This window comes from Acidobacteriota bacterium (assembly GCA_039028635.1).
Lineage (GTDB): Bacteria > Acidobacteriota > Thermoanaerobaculia > Multivoradales > JBCCEF01 > JBCCEF01.
In genome coordinates this window covers 17,070-42,988 of record JBCCHV010000021.1, presented here as the reverse complement: position 1 = coordinate 42,988, position 25,919 = coordinate 17,070, and the positions used below count along the sequence as shown (strand labels likewise).

At 71.6% G+C, this 25,919-nt stretch carries 6 protein-coding genes; all 6 read right to left on the bottom strand.

Going from position 1 to position 25,919, the window contains the following annotated elements:
- Positions 1 to 220 precede the first annotated feature (220 nt).
- From AAF604_10515 to AAF604_10490, 6 genes are read right to left on the bottom strand one after another with little or no spacing between them, the layout of a single operon-like run.
- On the bottom strand, positions 221 to 1,468 hold the full coding sequence (locus AAF604_10515; protein ID MEM7050086.1) for an aminotransferase class V-fold PLP-dependent enzyme: 1,248 nt from the start codon (positions 1,466 to 1,468) through the stop codon (positions 221 to 223).
- Positions 1,465 to 7,920, bottom strand: a complete 6,456-nt coding sequence (locus AAF604_10510; protein MEM7050085.1) for an SDR family NAD(P)-dependent oxidoreductase — start codon at positions 7,918 to 7,920, stop codon at positions 1,465 to 1,467. Before AAF604_10510 ends, AAF604_10515 begins: the two co-directional genes overlap by 4 nt.
- Positions 7,917 to 14,267 (bottom strand): type I polyketide synthase, encoded by a 6,351-nt coding sequence (locus AAF604_10505; protein MEM7050084.1) that lies wholly within the window; start codon positions 14,265 to 14,267, stop codon positions 7,917 to 7,919. The genes AAF604_10510 and AAF604_10505 overlap by 4 nt, the downstream gene beginning before the upstream one ends.
- On the bottom strand, positions 14,264 to 19,549 hold the full coding sequence (locus AAF604_10500) for an SDR family NAD(P)-dependent oxidoreductase (protein MEM7050083.1): 5,286 nt from the start codon (positions 19,547 to 19,549) through the stop codon (positions 14,264 to 14,266). The genes AAF604_10505 and AAF604_10500 overlap by 4 nt, the downstream gene beginning before the upstream one ends.
- Positions 19,546 to 23,799 carry an amino acid adenylation domain-containing protein gene (locus AAF604_10495; GenBank protein ID MEM7050082.1) on the bottom strand — a complete coding sequence of 1,418 codons (4,254 nt, stop codon included), beginning with the start codon at positions 23,797 to 23,799 and terminating at the stop codon, positions 19,546 to 19,548. The genes AAF604_10500 and AAF604_10495 overlap by 4 nt, the downstream gene beginning before the upstream one ends.
- Positions 23,796 to 25,895, bottom strand: a complete 2,100-nt coding sequence (locus tag AAF604_10490; GenBank protein MEM7050081.1) for a beta-ketoacyl synthase N-terminal-like domain-containing protein — start codon at positions 25,893 to 25,895, stop codon at positions 23,796 to 23,798. The genes AAF604_10495 and AAF604_10490 overlap by 4 nt, the downstream gene beginning before the upstream one ends.
- Between the last annotated feature and the right edge of the window lie 24 nt (positions 25,896 to 25,919).

The following is a 25,919-nucleotide window of genomic DNA, read 5'->3' as shown; positions in this document are numbered from 1 at the left end:
ATTTCTGGATGCACACATGATTGATAGCGCAGGGGTTCCGGAACCGGCTTCTCCCAAATTGCGAAGGGGTCTGAAATTCAACGATTTAGAGCGATTCGGGCGGCATCGATAGGTCTCGGAAATAGCCCCCATCGGCGACGCTGAAGGGAGCCCTCGGCGGCGCCTCGAAGGCGCATCGAGGAACCCGATGGCTGACCTCCCTTGAGCTCGCCGATCGAGCTCAAGGCAGCGCCTCGCCGGCCTCCACCGGAAGCCTCTCGAGGGCCTCGGCGAGGGCCACCCGAAGGCGCTCGAGATCGCGTCCCGAGGTCAGGTAGTGGGTGCAGACCCGCAGGCAGTGAGGCGACGCCATTTCGCGCACCAGGATGCCCTGCGCTTCGAGGTCGGCGACGACCTGCCGCGGACGCGGGCAGCGCAAGGCGACGATGCCCGTCTCCGGTACCGGCGTCAGCAGCTCGACCCCGGCCAGCGAGGTCAGCCAGCGTGCCAGCTCGGCGGCCTTGCCGCGCCCGGCGGCGGCACGCTCGGCAGCGCTTCCCCACTGGCCGTGCACGGTGAGGGCGGCGGCCAGCCCGGCGAGCAGGGGCAAGGACGAGCTCCCGACCTCGAAGCGCCGGCCGTCAGAGCGCAGGCGATAGTCCGAGTCGGGCACCAATCCGCGCCAGCCGGCAAAGGTCGGCTCGAGGCTGTCGGCGGCGCCGGGAGCAACGTAGAGGGCCGCCACACCGGCTGGACCGCAGCACCACTTTTGGGCCGTGAAGGCGTAGTAATCGGCGCCGCAGATCGCCAGGTCGAGATCCAACTGACCGACCGACTGGCCGCCGTCGACGAGCAGCCGCGGCCGACTCCCGTGACGCCGGCAGAGGGCCGCCATTTCGGCGATCGGCTGCACCTCACCGCTGTTCCAGAGCACATGGCTGACGATCACCAGGCGAGTGCGGGGACGCAACGCCGCCGCCAGCGCTTCCAGGCGCCCCTGAGGCCTTCCGAGGAGGTCACAGACGGAGACCTCGAGTCGCCGGCGTCGGGCCCACTGGCGAACCGCCGAGAGCACTCCCGGAGTCTCGGCGTCGGACACCACGACATGATCACCGGCCGCCACCTCGAGCCCCCACAGGACGATGTTGACGGCCGTCGTGATGCTCTCGGTGAGGCTGTAGTCGGCAGCCCGGCCGCCGAGGAAGTCTGCCAGCCCCTGGCGCGCGCGGGCTCGCACCTCGCGGGCCCAGAGATTGGATTCGATCGAGAACGGGCCTTCCACCTGCAGTTGATCGAAGGCCTCGACAATGGCGTCGCGCGCCGGCTGCGGCAGCGGCCCTTGGCCGCCGTAGTTGAAATAGGCCTTCGACTCGAGGGCCGGAAACAGGCGCCGCTGGCGGTCCAGGGCATCGCCCGGGTCGGCCCCTTGCAAGCCACCGCAGGCGGCGAGCAGCGCCGCCAACCGACGCCGCTTCGCGTCCTGGCTCAATGGGACGAGGCCTCCGGCGAGAAGTTGCCCAACAGGCCGTCCACCTCGTCGTCGCTGAGCTCGTCCAAGCGCTCCAGCAGGGCTGCCGCATCGGCCCCTTCCGGCACTTCCGGCAGACGCTCGAGGGCGGACTCGGCCAGTCCGGCAGCGGTCGGCTCGCGGAAGAAGTGAACGATCGGTAGCTTGATCTCGAAATCACCTTCGAGGCGCTTGCGCAGCTCCATGCTCATCAGGGAATCGAAGCCCAGTCGCGGCAGAGGGTCGTCGGCAGCCAGCTCGTCCTCGTCCAAACCGAGGAGACCGGCCGCCTGACCCCGCAGGTAGGTGATCAACCGTTGCCGGCGCTGCGCCGCCGGCAGCGCGAGGAGGCGCTGGCGCTGGCTGAGAGCGCTCTCATCGGCTCCACTGCCGACCGCCGCCACAGCCGCAGGACCTTCGCGTCCCGTCGAGGGCACTCTCGGGGTTTGGCCGAGGGCGTCGAAACGTGGCGGCAGGGGCGGGCTGGAGGTCTCCCGCCAGCGCCGCCAGAGCACCGGCAAAATCACCAGCTCGGCGGCGTCGAGGGTGAGGCTCTGGGCCAACACCTCGAGCCCCTGGCGAGGGCTCAGGGTCGCCATACCGCGCGCCGCCAGCCGGGTCTCGAGATCTCCACCGGCGGCACCGCCGACCTCGGACCAGGCACCCCAGCCGAGGGTCAAGGCCGGCAGCCCGGCCTGCCGGCGAAGCCGCGCCAGAGCGTCGAGGGCGGCATTGGCTGCGGCGTGACTGCCCTGTCCCGGCGGCCCGAGCACCGCCGCCGCGGACGAGAACAGCACGAAGAAATCGAGCTCCAGCTCAGCGCTCGCACGGTGCAGGTTCCAGGCCCCGAGCACCTTCGGCCGAAAGACCCGAGCCAGGTGGTGCCAGTCTTGGCGGGCCAGGATGCGGTCGTCGACCACGCCGGCGGCGTGAATGACTCCGCGCAGCGGCGCCTCGCCGGCCGCCAGCTCTGCCACCAGCTCACCGACAGCGTCACCATCGGCGACATCGAGGGTCCGGACGCTGACCTCAGCGCCGGCAGCGCGCAGCGCCTGCACCTCCTCTTCGGCTCCCGCGGCGGCGGCATCCCGCCGTCCCACCAACACCAGACGACGCGCCCCGCCGTCGATCATCCAGCGGGCCACCGTCAAGCCCATACCCCCGAGACCACCGGTGATCAGATAGGTCGCCGCGGAGCGCAGCTCCGGCCCCTTTCCTCGCGACGTACCGGCCCCGCGGCGCAGGCGACAGACCCGCCGGCCGGTGGCGCCGAGTCGGACCTCTTCGCCGCTCTCGGCGAGCAGCTCGTCGACCAGCCGGGAAATCCCGTCGCGGCTGCCATCGAGGGCCTCCGGCTCGAGATCGACAAGGCCCCCCCACAGCTCTGGGTGCTCGTTGGCACAGACCCGTCCCAGGCCCCAGAGACTGGCTGCCGCCGGCTCACCGCGCCAGGCTCGGCCAGTGATCCACCACAGGCGGAGATCCTCGACCTCGGCAGCCACCAGCCAGCGCAGGACCGCCAGGTAGCGGTCGGTCACCGCTTGCAGGGTCGCCGCGAGATCGTCCCCGGTATCCACGTCGAGGCAGCGCAGATCCACCAGCCGTGCCGGAATCGCCGGCTCTTCGCGCCGCCAAGCATCGAGCACCCCGGTGAGCTCATCGGGCGCCAGATCGGCGACCTCGAGGCAAGCAGCACCGCGCCGACGCAACTCGGCCGCCGCCGCACCGGCGGCGCCGTTGGCTTCCCCCAGCACCAGATAGCGTGGTGGCGGCTGGTCATGGCGAGGCGCCTCGAGCGCCCTTTCCACCCAGGTCTGGGTCAGGAAAGCCGAGCTCCAGTCCGGTCGTGGCAGGGAATCCAGGACCTCCGCCTCGAGGCGCCGGGCGACCACCCCTTCGAGTCGACCTCGCGGCTGCCCCTGATCGTCGCGCAAGATCACGTCGCCGACCCAGACACCCGCCTCGCCGGCGCCGGGCCGCAGGGTGCCTTCCGCCACCAGCTCTCGGCGCAGTCGCCCCGGGGTCACCGTCCAGCGGTCGATGGCGGCCATCAGGTAGAGGCCGTCGTCGGCCGGCAACAGCGCCGCCAAAGACTGCAGGGCGCCGTCGAGAAGGACCGGATGCAGAGACCATTCGCCGTCCGCCGACGCCTCCAGAGCGACTCGGGCCACCGCTCGCCGGGGGCTCAGCCAAAGCTCCCGCAGGCTCTGGAAAGCCGGGCCGAAACGCAAGCCCCGGGCGGCCAGATGTCGGTAGATCGCCGCCCCTTCGAGGCGCTCGGCGGCGGACGCCGTCAGGGCGGCGAGATCGCGGCGCTCGGCGGGCAACGGACGCGGCTCCACCGGCTGTCCCCGGGCGATCACCTCGTCCCCGGCGCGCACCGTCCAATCGCCATCCGACTCCCGAGCCACCGTCAAATCCGGCATCGGCAGAGCCAACGGGCGTTCGACGGCGAAGGCGGCGAGCGCTTGCGGCGCCCGGCCGTCGTCGCGACCGGCCCGGGTCAGCACCTCCAGCAGGGCCGCGCCCGGAGCCAGCACCCGCCCCGCCACGGTGTGGTCCTTGAGCCACGGCCAGCGCTCCAGGGAGAAGTCCAGAGAGCCGTCCGGTCGCACCACCTCGACGGCCCCTTCGAAGGCCGGCCGATCGGCGAGCATGGCGAGCACCGCCGACAGGTTGCCGGCATCGCCGCCCGGCAAGCGACAGAGGAACAGGCTCGAGACCAGCGGCCGGAACTTGTTCTTGAACTGGAAGTTGGAGTCGCCGTTGAGAATGCCCTCGTCGTGAAGGGTGGCGAACAGCTCCTCGACTTCCGGATCGGCGTTGGGGTGGGGGTCGAGCATGGTGCCGTAGGTGCCACCGAGGCTCAGGTAGCTGTAGCCGTCGTCGAGCAAGCGAGCGATGATCTGCACCACCGTGAACTCGAGACATCCGAGGGGCGATTCGGCACCGTAGAACTCGAGATCCATCAGGTAGCCGGCATTGACCTCCGCCGGCGACAGCAGCACCGCCCCTTCCAAAAAGCCATCGCGCCGGGTCAGGAAGAGCCGGCTGCGCGGATCGACGGCACCGGCGAGAATCTGGCCCTTGAGCTGATGCACGAAGCTGGCGCGAATTCCCTTGAGCTCGAGCCAGGAGTCGATCAGCGCCACCACCTCGCGGTCGATGGCCGGATCGCTGCCGGGCTGATGCTCCCGGCAGCGGCAATCCCCACCGCGCTCGAACTTCTGCACCAGGTAGCGAAGGCGCCGCATGCGATTGCCGGTCAGGGTGAAAGAACGCAAGTCCGCCAGGGTCTGCAACGCACCGCACGGCGTGGTGGTGAAGCCCAAGCGGCGCAGCCTGAAGGCGTGCTCCTCGGTGGCGAAAAAGAAGGCCTCGCGCTGCGCTTCCTTGGCATAGGCGAGCAGCTCGCGGGCTAGGCCGTCGAAGCACTCGTCCGGGCCGACGAAGAGCAACGCCGTCAACGCCCGAGGGCCGTCCGCCGAGCTGGCGGCTGCCTCGGAGACGTAGAACAGCGAGCGCTGATCACTGGCCAGGAACAGGCTGGGAGCGAGCTGGCGCCGGTTGATGGCACGCGCTCCCTCCACTGCCCAGTGGTCGAGCAAGCCATCGACGACCCGGCGCAGATCGGGCCGCCTCTCGAGCTCCGTCTCGGCGATCAGCGTGGGCTCGGGTCGCGCCTGGCGCGGCTCTTCGACCCAGAAGCGGCGGCGCTGCCAGGGATAGTTGGGCAGGGACACCAGCTCACCGCCGGCGGGATGCAGGGCGGAAAGATCGACCTCGACACCGTGGGCGTAGAGCCCCGCCAGGGTCGCCAACATCTCCCGGCGCTCCGGCTCCTCGCGGCGCAGCGACGGCAGGACCGTGGCCTCCCCACCGGCGGCGGCGATGATCGTCGCCACCGCCCCGGCGAGTACCGGGTGGGGACCGATCTCCACGAAGACGTCACCGCGACTGGCCTCGACGGCGTCGGCGAAACGCACCGTCTGGCGCAGATTGCGCCCCCAGTAGCGCGCGTCGAGGTGCTCCCCCGCCACCCGTTCGCCGGTCACCGTCGAGATCATCGCCAGGTGCCCGGCCGCCGGATGCAGATCGGCGAGACCGGCCTCGAGACGTTGTCGGGCCGAGTCCACCTGGGGGCTATGGCCGGCCACTCCGGTGGTGCGCAGGGGACGCACGAAGACGTCCTGCGATCCGAGCTCGGCGAGCACCGGCTCGAGGGCTTCGCGGGCCCCCGAGAGCACCGTCATCGAGGGACCGTTGGCAGCCGCGACGGCGAGCCGCGGATCACCCGCCACCACCGCCTCGGCAACTTCCAGGTCGAGATCGACGGCGGCCATGGCGCCGCGGCCGGTGGCGGCCTCGAGCAGCTCCGAACGGGTGACGATGAGTCGCACCGCCTGACGGCGATCGAGAGCGCCACAGGCCCAGGCCGCCGCCACCTCGCCCATGCTGTGGCCGAGGACCGCCGCCGGCTCGACGCCCCAAGCGCGCCACAAAGCGGTAAGGGCAAGCTGCAGGGCGAACAGGCAAACCTGGGTGAGCTCGATCGAATCGCCGTCGAGACGAGAGTCCCCTTGCGAGGCGGTGAGCTCCTCAAGGGGCGACCAGCCGCGCAGCTGTCGCACCTCGGCATCGACCTCTTCGAGCTCCTGGCGAAACACCGGCGAGCTCTCGAACAGCTCCCGCCCCATCGCCCACCACTGCGCCCCCTGGCCCGAGTAGACGAACACCAGCCGCCGGGCCCCGTCCCGCGGCATTCGGCCACGGTGAACCCAACGATCGTCACCGGTCGCCAGCAGGCGCACGGCCTCGGCGCCATCGGCCGCCACCAGAGCCAGCCGGTGGTCGTGGTGGGAGCGCCGCAGGGCGGTGCTGTAGGCGACGTCCTGCCAATCCGCCTCGCCTTCCCTCAGCCAGCGACCGACCTGCTCCACCTGGGCTTCGCGGGCGGCGGCGGAGCGTCCCGACAGGGTCAGCAGGTGCGGTCCCTCGGCGGCGACCATCGCCGCCCCTTCCGCCACGCCGTCGTCGGGCGTCACGCGAATCTGCGGCACCGCCTCTTCGAGCACCACGTGGGCATTGGTACCGCTGAAGCCGAAGGAGCTGACGCCGGCGCGCCTCGGCCGCCCATCCGGGCTCTCCCAAAGGCCTCCTTCGGCGACCACCTCGACCGCCAGATCGCGCCAGCGGATATGCGGATTGGGGTTCTCGAAGTGCAGGCTGCGGGGCAGGCGCCGGCGCCTGAGGGCCAGCACCACCTTGATCAGGCCGGCGATCCCGGCAGCCGCCTCGAGATGACCGAGGTTGCTTTTGACGGAGCCGATCTTGAGGGGCCGATCAGCCGGCCGGCCGGCCCCCAGAACCCGTCCCAGAGCCTCCACCTCGATGGGGTCGCCGAGGGCGGTTCCGGTACCGTGGGCCTCGACGTAGTCGATTTTCCCGGGCGTCAAGCCGGCGCGAGCCACGACCTTGCGCAACAGCGCCTCCTGGGCTCGTCCGCTCGGCGCCGTCAGGCCGTTCGAGTGACCGTCCTGATTCACCCCCGAGGCCCGGATGACGGCGAGGACGGGGTCGTCATCGCGCCGCGCATCGGCGAGGCGCTTGAGCACCACCACGCCACAGCCCTCGGCCCGCACATAGCCGTCGGCGGAGGCGTCGAAGGCCTTGCACCGACCGTCCGCGGCCACCGCCCGGACCTGCGAGACATAGACGCTGCCAGCGGCGTCGAGGAGCACGTTGACGCCCCCCGTCAGGGCGATGTCGCTCTCCCCCGTGCGCAGGCTCTGGCAGGCCAGATGGACCGCCACCAGCGACGACGAGCAGGCCGTGTCGACCACCAGGCTGGGGCCTTCGAGGCCGAGGAAATGGGACAGACGACCGGCCACGAAGCTGGCCGCCGTACCGGTGCCGAAGTAGGGATCGATGCGGCTCAGGTCGCGACCGACGTCGAGGCGCTGGGCATAGTCCTGGGAGGCCACCCCGGCGAAGACCCCGGTCTCGCTGCCGGCCAACCGGGCGGCGTCGTAGCCGGCGTTTTCGAGGGCTTCCCAGGCGACCTCGAGAAACAGCCGCTGCTGCGGGTCGAGGCTCACCGCTTCGCGCGGCGAGATGCCGAAGAAACCGGCGTCGAAGCCATCGATCCCCGGCAGGAATCCGCCCCAGCGAGTGCTGGTCTTGCCCGGCGTTCCGGGCGTCGGGTCGAACAGGGCGGCCGTGTCCCAGCGCTCCGCGGGCACTTCGCCAATGGCATCGACCTCGTCGACGAGCAGACGCCAATAGGCCTCGGGATCGCTGGCGCCTCCCGGGAAACGGCAGGCCACCGAGACCACCGCGATGGCGTCTCGATCGAGCCGCGACTCGACCTTGCTCTGTAGCCTGGCGCGCTGCTCCGCGGTCAGTCGACGCAGCCGATCGGTGAGCTCGCTCATCGCTCTCCCCCCGGTGGTGCTGGCATCTCCATGCTGGCGAGAACCGCCCTCAGCTCGGCCTCGGGCAGGTCGTCGAGGGCTGCCAGGACCTCGGCCAGCTCGTCGTCCCCATCGGCCCCTTCGCCAGCCCCAGCGACCGCCGTCGAGGAAGTCTTCGGCGCTTCTCGGACCGCCCCGAGGAGCGCAACCAGATGATCCGACAGGGCCTCGACGGACGGATGGTCGAAGAGCACCGTCGCCGGCAGATCGACACCGCAGGCCGCCGACAAGCCATTGCGCAGCTCGACCGCCATCAGGGAGTCGAGGCCGAGGTCCGACAGGGCGCTTCGCCGATCCAGCGCCTGACCGGCCGGCAGCATCATCACCCGCACCGCTTCGCGCTGCACCCGCGTCGCCATCAACTCGCGGCGCTCGCCGGCGAGGGCGGCGCACCAGGTGTCGAGCCAGTCGGTGGCCGTCGCCGCCGGGCTCGCCTCCGCCGCGCCAGGCGGAACCTCCAGGCCCGGCGGCAGCCCTGCCGGCAGGGCCGCGGCGAGGCGCTCCCAGTCCGCCCGCAGCGCCGCCAGCCGGGCCGAGGGCCAGGACGGTGCCCGCGCCAGGACGGCGAGGCCGGATGCCACCGACAGCGGCTCGAGACCGAGGCGCCGCCACTGCTCCTGCCGCTGGCCACCCACCGCCTCGGCCATGCCGACGTTCTGCCATCCCCCCCACTCGATCGCCACCGCCGGCAGCCCCTGGCCGCGGCGCGACTCCGCCAGGGCGCCGAGGAAGGCGTTGGCGGCGGTGTAGTTGCTGAGCCCGGCCATCGGCAGCAGGGTGACCGCCGAGGAGAACAGGACGAAGAGGTCGAGGTCGAGGGCGCGACTGGCGCGGTGCAGATTCCAGGCTCCCGCCACCTTCGGCGCCAGAACGCGCTCGAAGCGCTCGCGGTCCTGCACCAGCAGGGTACGGTCATCGAACACTCCGGCGGCGTGAATGATGCCGACCAAGGGCCGCTCGTGGCGCGCCAGCTCGGCGACCCGAGTGGCCACCGCCGCGCTCTCCGTGACATCCAGCGAGACCACTTCGAGGCGCCCTTCGTCAACCTCGGCAATCTGGCTCGCGAGGAGATCCCGCACGCGCTCGTCCTCGGCGCCGCGCCGGCTCGCCAACACCACCCGGCCGGCCCCTTCGGCGAGCAGCCAGCGAGCGACCTCGCGGCCCATGCCGCCGGCACCGCCAGTGATCAAGTAGGTCCCCTGGGAGCGAATCGCGACCGCTTCCCCGGCCCCCGAGGGCCTTCCCCACCGGGGCCTCTCACCTTGCGCGCCGCGCAGTTGCCAGCGGTCGCCGAGGTCCTGCCGGACCTCCGCCAGCCAGCGCTCGGCGGACGCCGCCCCGGCGAGACTCGCGACGCCCCCCCAGAGCTCCCGATGCTCGGCCGAGATCGCCGTCGCCAGTCCCCAGAGAACGGCTCCGACGGGAGCGGCCTCATCACGCTCTGGCGTCGAGGCCTCGGCATCGACCAGCCACAGGCGCGGTCGCGCCGTGGGCGCTGCCGTCGCCAGCCCCTGGAGCCCCGACAGCACCGCCGCACAGAGATCCGTCGCCGGCGGCAGCGGCGCCTCCCCGCCAATCCCCGGCGCTGCCACCACCAACCAGCCCCGGGGCTGCTCCGCCGCCGCGGCCCAGTCGGCGACCGCTCCGGCCCGCGCCAACGGCCAGCGCTCCACCCGCGCCCCGGCAGCGTCCAGTACCGAGGTCAGAGCGGTCGCCGTCTCGTCCTCGTCGGCGAGCACCAGCCCGTCGCCCAGCGCCCGCGGACGCCGCCGCGCCAGCAGCAACGCCGCCTCCGGAAGCGCCGAGCCACCGGTCACGGCGACCGGATCTTCGAAGCCGACCTCGGCCAGCAACTGGCACCAACTCTGCGGCGCCAGCAGCGGGTGGTCCGGCCGCAGGTCGAGATCGCGACGCCGCCACCAGCCATCGGTCATGCCGAAGGTCAAGTCGGCCCAGCGGCGGCCCGGCGTGCCCTCGATCAGCAACAAAAGACCATCGTCCGCCAGGCACTCCTCGACCCGAGCCAGGGTCTGCCGCAGGTCGGCGGTGGCATGGAGCACGTTCGACGCCACCACCAGGTCGAAGGAACCCGCCGGCAGCGCATCGGACTCGATGTCGAAGCGGGCGAAGCGCACCGCGGGCCGCGCCGCAAAACGCTCCGCGGCGCGCTGCAGAAAGAGCGGACCGATGTCCGTGAACAGGTAGTCGAGGTCATCCTGCGGCAAGACCTCGAGCAGCGCCGCCGTCGTCGCGCCGGTGCCGGCGCCAACTTCGAGCACCCGCAACGGGCGGTTGCCACGCTCGCCGACCCAGCGAGCGACCACCTCGCGGGCGGCACCATTGAAGGCCTCGGCAAAGGGCGAGCGACCGTAGACTTCCTCGGCCTCCTGCAGCGAGCCCCCCGGAAAGAGCAGCTCGAGGGGATCCTGCTCGCCGACCAACACCGCTCCCAACCGGCGCCCGCAGCGGGCCAGCAGGTCGAGCTCCGCCCGATGCTGTGGCCACTGGCGATGCAGCGCCGCCAGGCGACCGGCAGTGGTGCCGGCGGGAAGCTCGCCCGCCGCCCTCCTCGAGGGACTGTCGGCGATCACCGCCAGGCGCTCACCCCAGGCTCGCCGCTCGGGCTCGATGCCGCCGGCCGCCGCCAGAGCGGCGCGGGCATAGTCGGCGCACAGAGCATCGACGGCCGGGACCAGCTCGCCGTAGGAAGCCAGCTCGCCGGTCAGGTCGAGGTTCGCCACCAGCCTCGAGGGCTCGGGGCGCAGGGGCGCGGCGACGGACTGCCACTGTTGCTCAAGGAGATCGGCCTCGATCTCCGCCTCCGGCGGCGCCGCGCCGAAGTCGCGGAAGCGGAGCCCCGAGAGGGTCGCCAGGCAACGACCTTCGCCATCACAGAGGGTGACCTCGGCGCGCAATCCACCGCTTTCCGAAACCGTCCGGAGATGGCTCCAGAGCTCGCTCGGCAAGGACGCCGGGAGATCGATCCGTTCGGCCGCCACCAACAGACAGCGGCGCCCCGGCCAGGCCGCCGCCAGGGGCTGCAGGCAGGCGTCGAGGAGGGCGGGACGCAACGCCGCCGCGACCGCCTCCGGCCGACGAATCCGCGCCAGGACCTCGTCGTCGCGGCGATAGATCTCCGCCACGCCACGCAGGCTCGGTCCGAGGGCGACGCCGAGGGCCGCCAACTGGTCGTAAAATCCGTCTCCCGCCGGCGCCGCCTCGAGCTCGTCACGGAGCCGGACGAGGGGAAATCGATCGTCGGTCTGCGACCCCTCGGCAGCGAAATCTGTCGCGAGTCGACCGCGCACATGGACCTGCCAGTCGCCGGCGTCACCGCGGGCGAAAACCTCGAAGGCCGAATCGTCGCCGAGGCGAATCTGAGCTTCCAGGGAACCCCCGTCGGGAACCATCAGGGGGCGCTCGAAGGACAGATCGAGGAAGCGACAGGGCTGCTCGCCGCAGGCCGATTGCACCGCTTCGAGCACTACCGTGGCCGGGACGATGGCCGTCCCCTCGATGCGATGGTCATCGAACAAAGGGCCCCCCCAGGAGACCTCGTAGAGGGGCACGGCGGTACCCAGGCAGCGCACCGCAAAAGGCTCTTCGGCGGTCGAGGTGCGGCCCGCGGACGGCGCGGATGGTGCTTGGGTCGCCGGCAGCCAGTGCCGCTGGCGCTGCCAGGGGTAGGCCGGCAGCGACTCCACACGGCCCGCCGGCACTACCGCCTCCCAGCGCACCTCGTGGCCGCCGATCCAGAGGGTCGCGAGGGCCTGACCCAGAGCGACGGGATCGTCGGCGCCCCGTCGCTGGCTCGCCACCACCTGTGACCGGTGACCGCTGGTCCCTGCCTCGGCGGCGACGTCCGCCGCCAGCACCGGGTGCGGCCCGATCTCCAGGAAGGTGCCGAAGCCCTGGGCGAGAAGCTCAGCCACGGCGGGAGCGAAGCGCACCGGGTCGGCGAGATTGGCCGCCCAGTAGGAGCCATCGAGGGGCCGCCCTGCGAGTTGGCCGCCATCCACCGTGGAGAAGAAGGGCAGCCGAGGAGAACGGCTCTCGAGATCGTCGAGGGCCGCCGCAAGCTGCGCTCTCAGGGGCTCGACCTGATGGCTGTGGAAGGCACACCGCACCGCCAGGGAGCGACAGCGAATCGCCTCCGCCGCGAGCTCCCGCTGGACCTCCGCGACCACCTCAGAATCGCCCGACAGCACCGTCGAACGGGGGCCGTTGAGGGCCGCGATGCGCACTCCCGGACGCTCCCAGGCCGCCGCCTCGGCGGCCGACAGCTCGACCGCCAACATCGCCCCCCGGCCTTCGAGGGTCGCCATCCGGCGGCAGCGCTCGGCCACCACCCGGGCCGCCGCCGCGAGCTCGAGGGCACCGCACGCCCAGGCCGCCGCGGCCTCGCCCAGGCTGTGGCCGACGACCGCCTCCGGCGCGACTCCCCAGGAGCGCCAGAGCTCGGTCAGAGCGACCTGCAGGCTGAACAGAGCGGGCTGGGCGAACTCCGTCCGCGCCAGGCGACTGGTTTCCGGCGGACGCTCGATCTCATCCCGCGGCGACTGCCCGAGGAGCTCTCGGAAGAGCTCGTCACAACGCTCGAAGGCGGCCCGGAAGACCGGCTGAGTGGCGAGCAGCTCACGTCCCATACCGGCGCGCTGACCACCCTGCCCGGAGTAGACGAAGACCCTACCGCCAGCCCGCTCCGAGGCCTCTCCGACAATCCCCTCGCCGCGGTTGGCAAAGGCTGCCAGGGCACTCCTCAGCTCGGCCGCGTCGCGCCCCGTCAGAACGGTGCGATGGCGGTGGCCGGTGCGCCGGCAGGCGGCGGTGTAGATCAGGTCCGCGAGGCTCTCCCGGTCGGTCACCGCGGCCTGCAGCTCGGCGGCCAGATCGCGCAGCGCCTGCGGCGTCTTCGCCGACAGCGGCAGCAGCGAGAGCGCCGAACCGTCGGGCTGGGCCGTCGCCGCCACCGGCGGAGCCTCCTCGAGCACCGCGTAGGCGTTGGTTCCACCAATGCTGAAGGCCGCCACCCCGGCGCGCCGCGGCGCTTCGCCGTGCGCCTCCCAAGGCGCCCCCTGGCGAGCGATCTCGAGCACGTCCCGGCGCAACGAGATCGCGGGATTGAGGCGCTCGAAATGAAGCTGCGGCGGGATCTGTCGATGCTCGAGGGCGAGCACCGTCTTGATCAGTCCAGCGATGCCGGCGGCCGCCTCGAGATGACCGAAGTTGGTCTTGACGGAGCCCACCCGGCAGCGCTCGCCGGCCTCTCGGCCGACGGCCAGCTCGGCCTCCAGCGCCTCGAGCTCGATGGGATCGCCGAGGGGCGTTCCGGTGCCGTGGGCTTCGGCATAGGAAAGATCCGCCGCCGCCACCCGGCCGTCGTCGAGGGCGCGCCGAATCACCTCACGTTGGGCCTCCGGATTGGGCGCCGTCAGGCCATTCGAACGGCCGTCCTGATTGACCGCCGTGCCGCGAATCAGGGCCCGCACCCGATCGCCCGCCGCGACGTCCGAGAGGCGCTTGAGCACCACCACGCCACAGCCCTCGCCGCGGACGATGCCATCACCGGCGGCATCGAAGGCCTTGCAGCGCGCGTCTGCCGCCGGCGGCACCAGCAGCTCCGCCGAGCGCATCGAAACCGGCGCCAGCACCAGGTTGACGCCCGCCGCCAGAGCGACGTCGCAGTCGCCGGCACGCAGAGCCCGGCAAGCCAGATGAAGGGCCACCAGGGACGACGAGCAGGTGGTGTCCACCGCCAGGCTGGGACCGCGCAGGTCGAGCAGGTAGGACAGCCGATTGGCCGCCAGACCATGGATGGTGCCGGTTCCAGAATAGAGGTCCACCGCCGAGGGGTCGGCCAGGTGCATCAGGCGATAGTCGTTGTTGTAAAGGCCGGCGAAGACTCCACCGGAGGTGCCGGCGAGGGCCTCGGCCGAAAGGCCGGCATCTTCGAGCGCTTCCCAGGCGACCTCGAGCAGCAGCCGCTGCTGGGGATCGAGGGTGGCCGCTTCCCGTGGCGAGATGCCGAAGAAGGCGGCGTCGAAGCCATCGACCGCCTCGAGGAAGCCGCCCCGGGGCGGCTCCTGGCCCTGCGGCCAGCGCGCGGCGGGCATTTCCCGAACGCCGTCGACGCCGTCTCGGAGCACCCGCCAGTAGGCCTCCGGAGAGCTCGCGCCGGCGGGGAACCGACAGCCCACGCCGACCACCGCGAGGGCCTCGTGGTGGCGCTCCTCGGCGGCCTCCAGGCGCGCCTCCATCTGCTGCAGCTTGACCAGCGCCCGCTTGAGGTTGGAGAGATGCTGGCTCATCCGATTCCCCGTTCGTCGAGGGCGTCGAGGGTTTGCGCCAACAGCGCCTCGACCTCGGCCTCGCTGAGATCATCGACGGCTCCGAGATCCGCTGCCGGCACCGCTGCGGGCGCGGCCGCCGACTCGGTCATCGCCGGTTCCGGGATTGCCGACTCTGAGGTTGCCGCCTCCGGGGTCGCCGATCGCGCCGCTTCTTCGTCCTTCGCCGACGGCAGCTCCAGAACCTCCTCGAGGAGATGCTCGGCGAGGGCGGAGACGGTCGGGAAACGCCACAGCAGGGTCGCCGGCAGGCTGACGACGAGCAACCCTTCGAGGCGATTGCGCAGCTCGAGGGCACGCAACGAGTCGAGGCCGAGATCGCGCAGCGGCTGGGTGCCGTCGATGTCATCGCCCGCCAGTCCGAGCACTTCGCCGGCGGCTTGCCGTAGCGCCCCTTCGAGAAGCAGCTGTCGCGGCCACCCTGCGGCCAGGGCAGCCAAGCGAGTCGCCAGATCGGCCGACGCTGCGGGCACCGTCGCAAGCTCCGCAAAACGCGGCGCCATGGCCGCTTCCGGATAGAACGTCCGCCAACGATCGAAGCTCCAGGGCGCCACCGCCAGGCAAGGCTCCAGGGCCGTTCCCGGCGACGCGACGATCGCCGTCAGAGCTGCCAGACCGAGTTCCGTGGTCAGGCCTCGGTAGCCGCGGCTGGCCAGCTCACGCTCCGCGCCAACGGCCTTGCCGACCTCGCTCCAGGCGCCCCAGCCGATGCTGCTCGCCGGCAGACCGAGGCGACGGCGATAAAGGGCCAGACCATCGAGGAAGCCATTGGCCGCCGCATGGGTGCTCTGGCCGGCGGACCCCACCCAGGTGGCGACGGAGCCGAACAGCACGAAGAAGTCGAGCTCGGCGTCGAGGGTCGCTCGATGCAGATTCCAGGCCCCCAGGGCTTTCGGCTCCCAGGCCTGCCGCAGCTGCGCCCCGTCGAGGGTCTCGAGGGTGCCATCGGCGAGGCGACCGGCGGCATGGACGATGCCGCCGATGGGCGGATTCTGAGCCGCTACCAAGCGCTCGACGGCGGCGCCGTCGCGGACATCCAGCGACACCACCGAGACCTTGCCGCCGGCGGCGACGAGGTCGTCGATCACCGCCTGCTCCTCGGCGAAGGCTGAGCGATGGGCCGCCAGCACGATCCGTCCCGCACCCAGCGTCGCCCAGCGATTGGCCACCGCCAGGCCGAGGCCGCCGAGGCCGCCGGTGATCAGGTATGAGCGGTCCGGTCGGAGGGCGAAATCTTCCCCCTGCGGAGCCTTCTCCACCGCCCGTCGCAGGCTCGGGCTCGGCTGCAGCCGCAAGGCCGAGCGCCGGCCTCCGGCGGCCAGCACGACCTCGGATTCACCACCGTCGTCGAGGATCTCGGCGATCAGATGATCCGCCTCTTCGACATCGATGCACTTGCCGGGGAACCCCACTCCCTCGACCTCGAGGGACCGCGCCAGGGCCCACAGCGCCGCACCGGCCGGATCGCGACCGGCCTGCACCCCGGCGGTCAACCAGGAACAAGCCGGCGGCGAGTCGAGGCGCGACACCGCCTGGGCAAAGGCGAGGGCGACTTCGGCCTGGTCGCTGTCGCCGCCGGCCTCTCCAGAGCTCAAGAAAATCAGTCGCTGCGGAGCCCGCTGCGCCCACCGCTCGGCAAGACCGGCGGCCCCTTCGCCGCCGACGAGCAGCTCGACCGTGAGACGCGGTGAGACGGCGCTCGCGCTCACCGCTGTCTGGAATTTCTCGAGGGCCGACGGCGAGGTCGACACGGCGAGCCAGTGCTCGCCGACGGCCCGCGACGGCGCGATCTCCGGCACCGCCAAGGCGCAGCGCGAGGTTTCCCAGAAGACGTCCTGCAGGGCATCGCCGGTGGCTTCGAGAGGGCGCAGTTGGAGCTCGACGAGCTCGCCCAGCAGCGTGCCGTCGGCGGCCAGCCAGCGCACCGCACCGCGTTGCCCGTCGGCGGACAGAGAGGCATGGGCCCAATGCGGCAGCCCCGGACGCCAGCGCAGAGCAGCGAAGGACTCCGGAACCACCGCCTGGCCGCGCGCCGCCGGCAACGCCGCCAGGGCCTGCAGGGCGCCATCGAGGAGCACCGCAAAGGCCGGCGCGAGGCCGCCCTCCCGCAGCCGCACCAGCGATTGATCTTCGCCAAGGCGTAGCTCGTCGACGGTGCGAAAGGCGGGGCCGTACTGCACCCCGACGGCCGCCATTCGGCGGTAGTGTTCGTCGCCGTCGAGGCGCTGCGGACAGGCCGCCTCGAGGACCGCCAATCGAGCTCCCGACGGCAGCGCGACGGGCGCTCCCAGGGTGGCGTCGAAATGCTCGCGCCAGGGGCCTTCAGCCTCTCGGCTGAGCACCGCGCAGCGCCCCTCCTCGGCCTCGTGAACGACCTGGAAGACCGGCTCGGTGTCGGGCGTCAGGAAGAGAGGGCGATCGAAGCGCCCGTCGATCAGCTCGACCTCCTGATGGCCCTGCGCCTCGAGAGCTTGCCGCACCGCATCGATGGAGGCGGCGGCGGGCAGCAGCGGATTGGCCTCGACACGATGGTCGTCGAGCCAGCTCGGCAGGGCGCCCCGGCGATGCCAAAGATGGGTCGAGTCCCGGCCGGCGAGGGGAATTCGCTCGCCGAGCAAGCCGGCCGGCACCGGCGCCGCCGGCGACGACGGTTCGATCCAATGGCGCTGGCGCTGCCAGGGATAGGGCGGCAGCGAGCAGGGCGCCGCCGGCGACGGGAAAATGGGCTGCAAGTCCGCCACCGCTCCAACGCTCCACAGGTGGCCGAAGGTCGCCAGCAGGCGCTGTCGCTCCGGCTCCTCGCGCACCAGCGATGGCCAGGCCCGGGACTGCGGCAAGACTTCGCGCACCGCCCCGGTGAGGACAGGATGGGCTCCGATCTCGACGAAGAGATCGCAGCCGGAGGCCGCCACCGCCTCGGCGAAACGCACCGTCTGGCGCAGGTTGCGGCCCCAGTAGCGGGCATCGAGCTCGCTGCCGGCGATCTCGCCGCCGGTCACCGTCGAGATCATCGAACGCTCGGCGGCCCGCGGAACGAGGCCCGCCAGCTGCGACTCGAGCTGGCGGCGAATGCCCTCCACCTGAGGGCTGTGGCCGGCGACACCGGTGGTACGCAGCGGCCGCGTCCAGACCTGCTCCGCGGCGAGCTCTTCGAGCACTCCTTCGAGCGCTCGGCGCTGCCCCGAGAGCACACTCATCCGCGGCCCATTGCTGGCGGCGACGGAAAGATGCTCGGGATCGCGGGCGGCCCATCGTCGGGCCTCGTCGAGGGTCAGCTCGACCGCCGCCATCGCCCCCTGGCCGGTGGCACCTTCGAGCAATCGCGAGCGGCGGACGATGACCTCGACGGCCGCACGCCGGTCGAGGGCACCGCTGGCCCAGGCGGCGGCCACCTCGCCCATGCTGTGCCCCAGCACCGCATCCGCCTCGACGCCCCAGGAGCGCCACAGACCGGTGAGGGCGACCTGCAGGGCGAAGAGCGAAACCTGGGTGATGGTGATCGAGTCGCCATCGAGGCGCGAAGCCGACTCGCTCGCCGTCAGCTCTTCGAGCAGGGACCAGGACACCAGCGAACGAATCTCGCCATCGAGGGCTTCGATCTCCTGCCGGAAGACCGGCGAGGTCTCGAGCAGCTCGCGCCCCATCGCCCACCACTGAGCCCCCTGGCCGGAGTAGACGAAGGCGATTCGAGGCCGCTCGCCGGAGGCCGCGGCGGCGCTGGTCGCGGCGGCGCTGGCCACCAGCTCGTCCTGACGCCCGTCGAGCCAACCGGTGAGGAGCTCGCGCGCTTCATCGGCAGTGTGTGCCGGCAGCGCCAAGCGCTCCTCGTGCTGGCTCCGGCGCAGCGCCGCCGAAGCGGTCACCGCCGACCAGCCGGGCGCTTCCAGCAGCCAGTCGGCGAACTGCTGCGCCCGCGCCCGCAGCGCTTCCGAGCTGCGCGCCGAGAGGATCAGCAAGCGCGCCGCCGGATCCTCCATCGGCGCCGCCTCGGGCAGCGGAGCTTCTTCGAGAATCAGGTGAGCGTTGGTGCCGCCGATTCCGAAGGAGCTGACGGCGGCACGCCGCGGCACGCCGTCCGGTTCCCAGGGCTCGAGGCGATCCTGAATCCGGAAAGCGCCCTGACGCAGATCGAGATCCGGGTTGGGCGACTCGAAGTGCAGGCTCGGCGGTAGCTCACGATGCTGCAGCGCGAGGGTTGCCTTGATCAGGCTGGCGACGCCGGCTGCGGACTCGAGGTGACCGAGATTGGTTTTCACCGATCCCAAGGCGCAGGGCTGGCGGCGGTCGCCGTAGACCTGCCCGAGGGCGCTGACCTCGATCGGATCGCCCAGGGGAGTGCCGGTGCCGTGGGTCTCGACATAGGTGATGGTGTCGGCCGCCACACCGGCGATCTCCACCGCCTCGGCGATCACCTCGACCTGCCCTTCGACGCTCGGCGCCGTGAAGCCCACCTTGGCGCCGCCGTCGTTGTTGATCGCCGAGCCCTTGATGATCGCCGCGATGGCGTCGCCCTCGGCCTCGGCATCGACCCGGCGCTTGAGGGTGACCACGCCGACGCCATTGCCGAAGACGGTGCCGGCGGCGCGGGCGTCGAAGGCTCGGCAGTGACCGTCCGGCGCCAGGTAGCCACCCTCCTGGTGGCGGTACTCGGGAACCTGCGGCAGGCGAACCGTGGCGCCGCCGGCGAGGGCGACATCGCATTCACCGGCGATCAGGCTCTGGCAGGCGAGGTGCACCGCCACCAAGGAGGTCGAGCAAGCGGTCTGCACTCCGACACTCGGGCCGTGCAGCCCGAGCTTGTAGGAGACGCGGGTCGCCAGATAGTCCTTGTCGTTGGCGAGCAAAGCTGGCAGGTCGTCGACCGAACCGGCCCCCGGACGACGGCCGAGTAGATGAGCGATCAGATAGGTGCTCAGGCTGCAGCCGGCGAACACCCCGATGGCGAGGTCGCTCGCCGGGTCGACGCCGGCCTCCTCGAGGGCTTCCCAGGAACACTCGAGGAACAGCCGATGCTGCGGATCGGTGATCTCCGCCTCCCCCGGGCTGATGGCGAAGAACTCGGCGTCGAAGTCCTCGATGCCGGCGAGAGGCCCGCCGGCGGCCATGTGGCGGCCGTCGGAGCCGGTCTGCCGCACGATGCCCTCGCGGCCCGCGCGCAGCAGGCGCCAGAGCTCGGCGACGGAGTCGGCGCCCGGGAAGCGACCGGCCATTCCGACGATGGCGATCTCGTCGTGAACGCTCATCCGGCGTCCTCCCGGCCAGCGCGCCGGCGCCGACCGCTGGCGGCGGCTCGCCGCGCCGCCGCTCGTCGCGCCCCCCGCCGACCGACGCCGCTGGCGGTTCCGGCGTCGAGGAAGGCGGCCAGGGAAGCCACCGTCGGGTGACGAAAGATCTCGACGACCGAGAGATCTCGATCGAGCATCCGGCGCAGCTCGATGGCGATGCGCACCAGATCCACGGAGTTGGCCCCGAACTCGAAGAAGCGGTCGTGGGGACGCACCTCGGCGATCCCGAGGACCTCTCCCACCAGCGCCGTCAGGCGGCCCTCGAGGGCGCTGCCCGCCGACTGCTCCGGCGCCGCCGAGGCGACCGGCGCCGCGGGCGGTCGCGCCGACGCCGGCGAGACCGCCCGTCGCGGTGCCGGCAGCGCTCGCCGGTCGACCTTGCCGTTGGCGGTCAGGGGCAGCTCGTCGAGCACCACCCAGGCGCTGGGCACCATCGCCGCCGGCAAGCGTTCGGCGGTCCACTCCCGCAGGCGCGACTCGAGGGGCCTCCCCGGCGACCGTTCCGCCGCGGCGGGGGCGGGTCGGCCGCCGAGAAGGCCATGAAGAAAGACGGTGTCCGGCTCGAGACGCAGGGCCGGCGTGAGGGCGGCGACATCCAGGTCGCCGACCGGACAGAGACCGAGCTGCCAGCGCTCCGCCTCGGTCATCAGGAGCTGCAACATGGCGCCGGCTTCGAGGAGACAGAAGTCGCGCGCCAGATCGCCGTAGAGGGCCCGCACCGGTGCCAGGGCGCCGACGAAGAAGAGGGCGAAGGGCGCCTGGCGCGCCACCGCGACGTTGTGCGGCACGTGGATGGAGGCGATCGGCTGCTCGCCGCCGAGGCGGGTCAAGCGATGCTCGACCGGGTGGTAGTAGTAGGTGCCACCGGCGAGGCCCTCGACGCCTCCTTCGGCAACCTGCAGATAGGTCTGCACCGGGTAGAGGCTGCCCGCCGAGGGAAAGCGATAGCGCGGCAAGGGCGCCGCCGGCGAGCGCTCGCCCTGCAAGGCCGTCAGCAAGCCGGCGAGGTCGGCCAGCGGCAGCGAGCCGCCGGCGTAGCGCCGGCAGGTCCGACGGCGCAGGGCACTGGCCTCGCCGCGGGCTGGTCGGCCGTCGGCGCCGGCCCGGTCGGCGAGGTCGACCGTCACGCCGACCCCGGCGTCCCGTCGCAACCCCGGCAGCGACAGCTTGAGCTCCGCCTGATCGAGGGCGGCGAGGCGGCTGCGCTCCGGCCGGTAGCGGGAGGCCTCCGACGCCACCGCTTCCGACCGCCGCGCCACGGCCGGCACGACGTGGGCCACCAGCTGCCGCTCGAGACCTTCGCCGGCCGCCGACACCACCGCCCGTTGGACGTCGTCGTGGGCCTCGATGGCGGCCTCCACCTCCGCTGCCTCGATGCGCACGCCCCGCACCTTGAGCTGAAAGTCGACCCGGCCGAGGATCTCGAGGTTGCCGTCCGCCAAGAACCGTCCGCGATCGCCGGAACGATAGAGGCGACGGCCCGTCTCGGGATGATCCAGGAAGCGTTCGTCGGTCTTGACCGGATCGCGCCAGTAGCCGCGCGCCAGGCCGACGCCGGCGATGTACATCTCGCCGGCGACGCCGTCGGGCCGCGGCGCCAGCCGCTCGTCGAGCACGTAGTAGGAGGCATTGGTCATCGGCCGGCCGTAGGGGATGCTGCTCCACGCCGGGGAAACCTCCTCCACCGGATAGCAGATGTCCCAGACGGTGGTTTCCGTCGGGCCCCCGAGGCTGACGAACTCGAGACCCGGCACCAAGCGCCGCGCGCGGTCCGGAAGGTCGACGGGAATCCAATCGCCGGCCAGCAGGGCGAGTCGCAGGGACTGCACCGTCGGCGCGGCCTCCGCCGACTCGTGGGCCTTCTCGAGGTGCTCGACCAGCAGCCCGAGGAACGCCGGCACCGAGTTCCACAGGGTGACCCCCGCGGCGGCGAGCCGCTCGGCCCAGTGGGCCGGATCGAGAACGCCGTCGGCGCGCGGCAAGACCAGCGCTCCGCCCGCCGCCAGGATGCCGAAGAGGTCGTAGGTCGACAGATCGTGATGCAGCGCGGTGAGCCCGAAGGCACGATCCTCGGGACCGACCCCGAATCTCCGATTAACGTCCAGAATGCGGTTGACCAGGCTGCGATGCTCGATCATCACGCCCTTCGGCGACCCGGTCGAGCCGGAGGTGTAGAGGATGTAGGCGAGATCCTCCGGGCGAGGCGCCCAGGCGGCGGGCAGCGACGGCCGCGGGCTGGCCTCGAAGGGCAGGCACTGGACCCCCGGTGGCAGGTCTTCGAGCGGCTCGCCGGCAATCACCCAGCGAACGTCGCCATCGGCCAATAGAAGGTCACGCCGACGCACCGGCTGCGCCGCATCGATCGGCAGATAGGGGGCACCGGCGCGCAGCACGCCGAGGGCCGCGACCACCTGCTGCCAGCCCTTCTCGAGCACGATCGCCACCGGCGTCTCGCCCGCCGGCCGCTCTGCCCCGAGACCGGCTTCGCGGCAGGCCCAGGCGACCCCGTTGGCGAGCCTATCGAGGGCGTCGAAGGTCAGCTCGCGATCTTCGGCGAGCACCGCCGGCTGGTCGCCGTGCTCGGCGATGGCCGCCGCCAGCAGATCCACCAGGCTACTCTCGGCCACCGGCCCGGCGGTGGCGTTGACCACCTCGCGACGGGCCACCTGGGAGGCCGGCAGCAAGGGCAGATAGGGATCCTGCCAGCTCGCCTCGCGATCGGCCAGGGTCTCGAGGGCGATCCGGAAGGCGGCGAACATGTCTTCCGCAGCGCTGGTCTCGAACAGCCCGTCGACCCAGTCCCAGTGATAGACCAGGTCACCATCCTCCTCGAAGACCTGCAGGTCGAGGGAGACCTGGGGCGTCTGGATGATGTTGTAGCTGCGCTCCCCCAGCTCCTTGAGCGGCAAGACACCCTGAACCGGCAGGTTGAGGGTGCTGGTGAAGACGTAGGGCATGATCAGCTCGCCGGCCTGCTTGCCCTGCGCCCGGGCCACCTCGCGCAGGGTTTCGACGCCGCTGACGGTGCGGTGCTGGAGATCCCGCCAAAGCTGCTTCTGCAGTCCCCGCGAACGCTCTTCGAAGCTCTCGCCGGCCGCCATGTCGACACCCAGCAGCACCATCGAGGTGAAATCTCCGACCAGGCCGTTCACCTGGGGATGGAGCGGCAAGCGGTTGAAGAGGGTGACGTTGAGGGTCATCCGCGGGCTCGCCGCCCAGGTGGCGAGAACCTCGGCAAAGACCGCCAGCGTCAGCCCCGAGGGAGTCAGGCCCGCCGCCGCGGCCCGTTTCTTCACGCGCTGCCAGCGGGCGGCCTGGAGGCGCCCCTTGCGGCGCTCGAAGCGTTGTCGCGGCAAGTCCCCTGGGGCGCAGCGCCAGGCGATCTGGGGCGCCGGCGGCAGCTCGGCGGCGCGGCGCCGCCAGTAGTCGCGGTCGCGTTCGGCGACCTGCGAAGCCTCGACCTCGCGCAGGGCGAGGGCGTAGTCGCGATAGGAAACCTCGAGCTTCGGCAGCTCGGCGGCGGGCTCGCGATAGAAGGTCATCCAGTCACGGAAGACGATCGCGAAGCTCCCCATGTCGACATGGAGGGCGTCGATGCTGACGAACAGGCGCCAGCGGTGCGCCGTGAGACGCACCGCCACCAGGCGGAAGAGGGGCCACTCTTCGGGGCTGTAGACGTGGCCTTCCCAACGCCGCCGGCAGCTCAGGAGCTGCTCCTCCCGTGCTGCCGGCGGCAGGCCCCGCAAATCAATCGTTGCTAGGCGATAGCGCACTTCCGGCAAGATGTGCTGTCGACCGTCCGCAAGGACGACGCAGCGCAGCATCTCGTGGCGGTCGAGGACGCGGTTCCAGGCCTCCTCGAGGCGGGCCACGTCGAGGTCCTCGGCGCTGATCTCCTCGTAGACGTGAATTCCGACGGCGCCGAGCTCGAAGGCCGGGTTGCGGCCGAACCAGTAGGCGCGTTGAATCTCCGTCAGCGGAAAAGGTTGATGGCGCGCCGCCGGGTCGGAGCGCAGGGCCGGGAGCGCCGGCGGCCCGTCATCCCGTTGCCGCAGCTCCGTCAAGAGAGCCGCCTTGCGACGCTTCAGCTCACCACGCAGTTGATCGTCGATCAGACCGCGAGGAGCACGCACCACCAGCTCGTCGCGATCGGCCCAGAGCTCGATACCGCGCTCCGACAAGCGCTCGAGGAAGGCGGCGACGGTCATAGGCGCAGGGTCTCCCACTCGCTCGACGGACTCGGCTCCTCCACCGCGAAGCGGGCGAGGAGAAGCTCCGTCAAGCGAGCGACCGTCAACCGGTCCAGCTGCTCCGGAATGGCGATGATCTGGCCCGTCTGGCTGGCGATGCGCGCCTGCAGCTCGAGGGCCGCCAAGGACTCCAGGCCGAGCTCGAGAAGACTGGGCTCGGTCTCGGCGGTGCCCGCGGCGGCGGTGGCGTCGAAGGCGTCGCGGAATTCTGGGCCGAGGGCCTCGGCGACGGCGGAGGCGACCCAGTCGCCGAGGGCGGCGGAGCGCTCCGCCGCCGGCATTTCGGCCCAATCCGTCTGCGGCGAAGTCGACGGCCTTGACGGCGTCGCCGCCGCGACCGCCACATCGTCGGGCCAATAACGCTGGCGCAGGTAGGGATAGGGCGGCAGCGGAACCACCTGGCCGCTTTCCGGTCCGCCGATCTCACCACCGGCCAAGAAGCTGCCGCCAGCGGCCCCGGAAGCAGCCCCCGGCCCCGCCAGGACGGCCGGATGGTCCTCGCCCGCGGACCAGGCCCTCAGGGCACGCGCCGCCTCGGCGGTGGTACTGCTCGAGACGACGAGACGGTGCGCGAAATGGTCGCGGCGGCGGATCAGGGTGTAAGCGAGATCGGCGAGGCAAGGCGCCGGCTCGCCGCCGATCCACTGCGCCAGATCCCGGGCTCGCTGGCGCAGGGCGTCGGGATGATGGGCCGAGAGCGGCAGGAGGATCTCGTCGGGCCGCGCCGACACTGACAAGTCGCGGATCGACGGGTCCGGATTCGGTGAAGGCGCCGCCTGAGCGGGAGCCGCCGCCAGCACCAGATGGGCGTTGGTGCCGGCGAATCCGAAGGAGCTGACACCGGCCCAGCGACCCTCGTCGCTCCAGGGCTCGAGGCGGGACGCGACGGCGAGGCTGGAAGCCGCCTCGCGCAGGGCCTTGGCGGGACGCTCGAAGCCCAGGGTCGCCGGCACCACACCACGACCGAGGAGCAGCGTCGTCTTGATCAGGCCGGCGATGCCGGCAGCGGCCTCGAGATGGCCGATGTTGGCCTTGACGGAGCCCACCCAGAGCGGGCGATCGCGCTCCCCGACGGCGCTCTTCAAGGCCTCGAGCTCGGCACGATCACCGCGCACCGTGCCGGTGCCGTGGGCTTCGACATAGCCGAGCTGGCGAGGCGAGACCCCGGCCCGCTGCCAAGCACGCCGCAGCAGCCGCACCTGGCCTGCGGCCCGCGGCGCCGCCAGAGTCCGACCACCGCCCCCATGGGTCACCGCCCCACCGTGGATCACGCCATAGACCGGATCGCCATCGGCCAACGCCTGATCGAGGCGCTTGAGGGTCACCACGCCACCGCCTTCGCCGCGCACGTAGCCATCGGCCGCCGCATCGAAGGGCCGCGGACGGCCATTCGGAGCCAGGGTACCGAGACGGGCCATCGCCACCGTCGGCTGGCAGGTCACCATCAGATTGACGCCCCCCGCCAGGGCGAGGTCGCAGTCCCCGGCGGCCAGACTCTGGCAGGCCAGGTGGACCGCCACCAGCGACGACGAGCTGGCGGTCGCCACGGTCATGCTCGGCCCTTCGAAGCCAAAGCGATGGGAAACCCGGCCGGCGATGGCGCTGAGATCGTGGCCGGTGGCGGAGAAGGCATTGAGACGACGGCGGTCTTGTCCCGCCCAGCGCCCGAAGTCGCTCCACAAGGCTCCGAGGTAGACACCCACCGCCCGAGCCCGCAGCTCCGATGGCCGCTGCCCGGCATCCTCGAGGGCTTCGAAGGCCAGCTCGAGGGCGAGCCGCTGCTGCGGATCCATCTCCGCCGCCTCGCGCGGCGACAGATCGAAGAAGGCCGCATCGAAAGCATCGATGCGAGGCAGGAAGCCCCCCCAGCGCAGCGCCGGCAAGGCACCCTCGCGCCCCTCCGCCGCTTCGACGGCGTCCCAGCGGTCCGTCGGCACCTCGCTGAGGGCGCAACCTCCGCTTTCGAGCAAACGCCAGTAGGCCGCAGGATCCGACGCTCCCGGGAATCGGCAAGCGATCCCGACGATGGCAACCGGCTGCGGCCTGCCGCTCATGCGTGCTCTCTTTCCTTTCGCTTT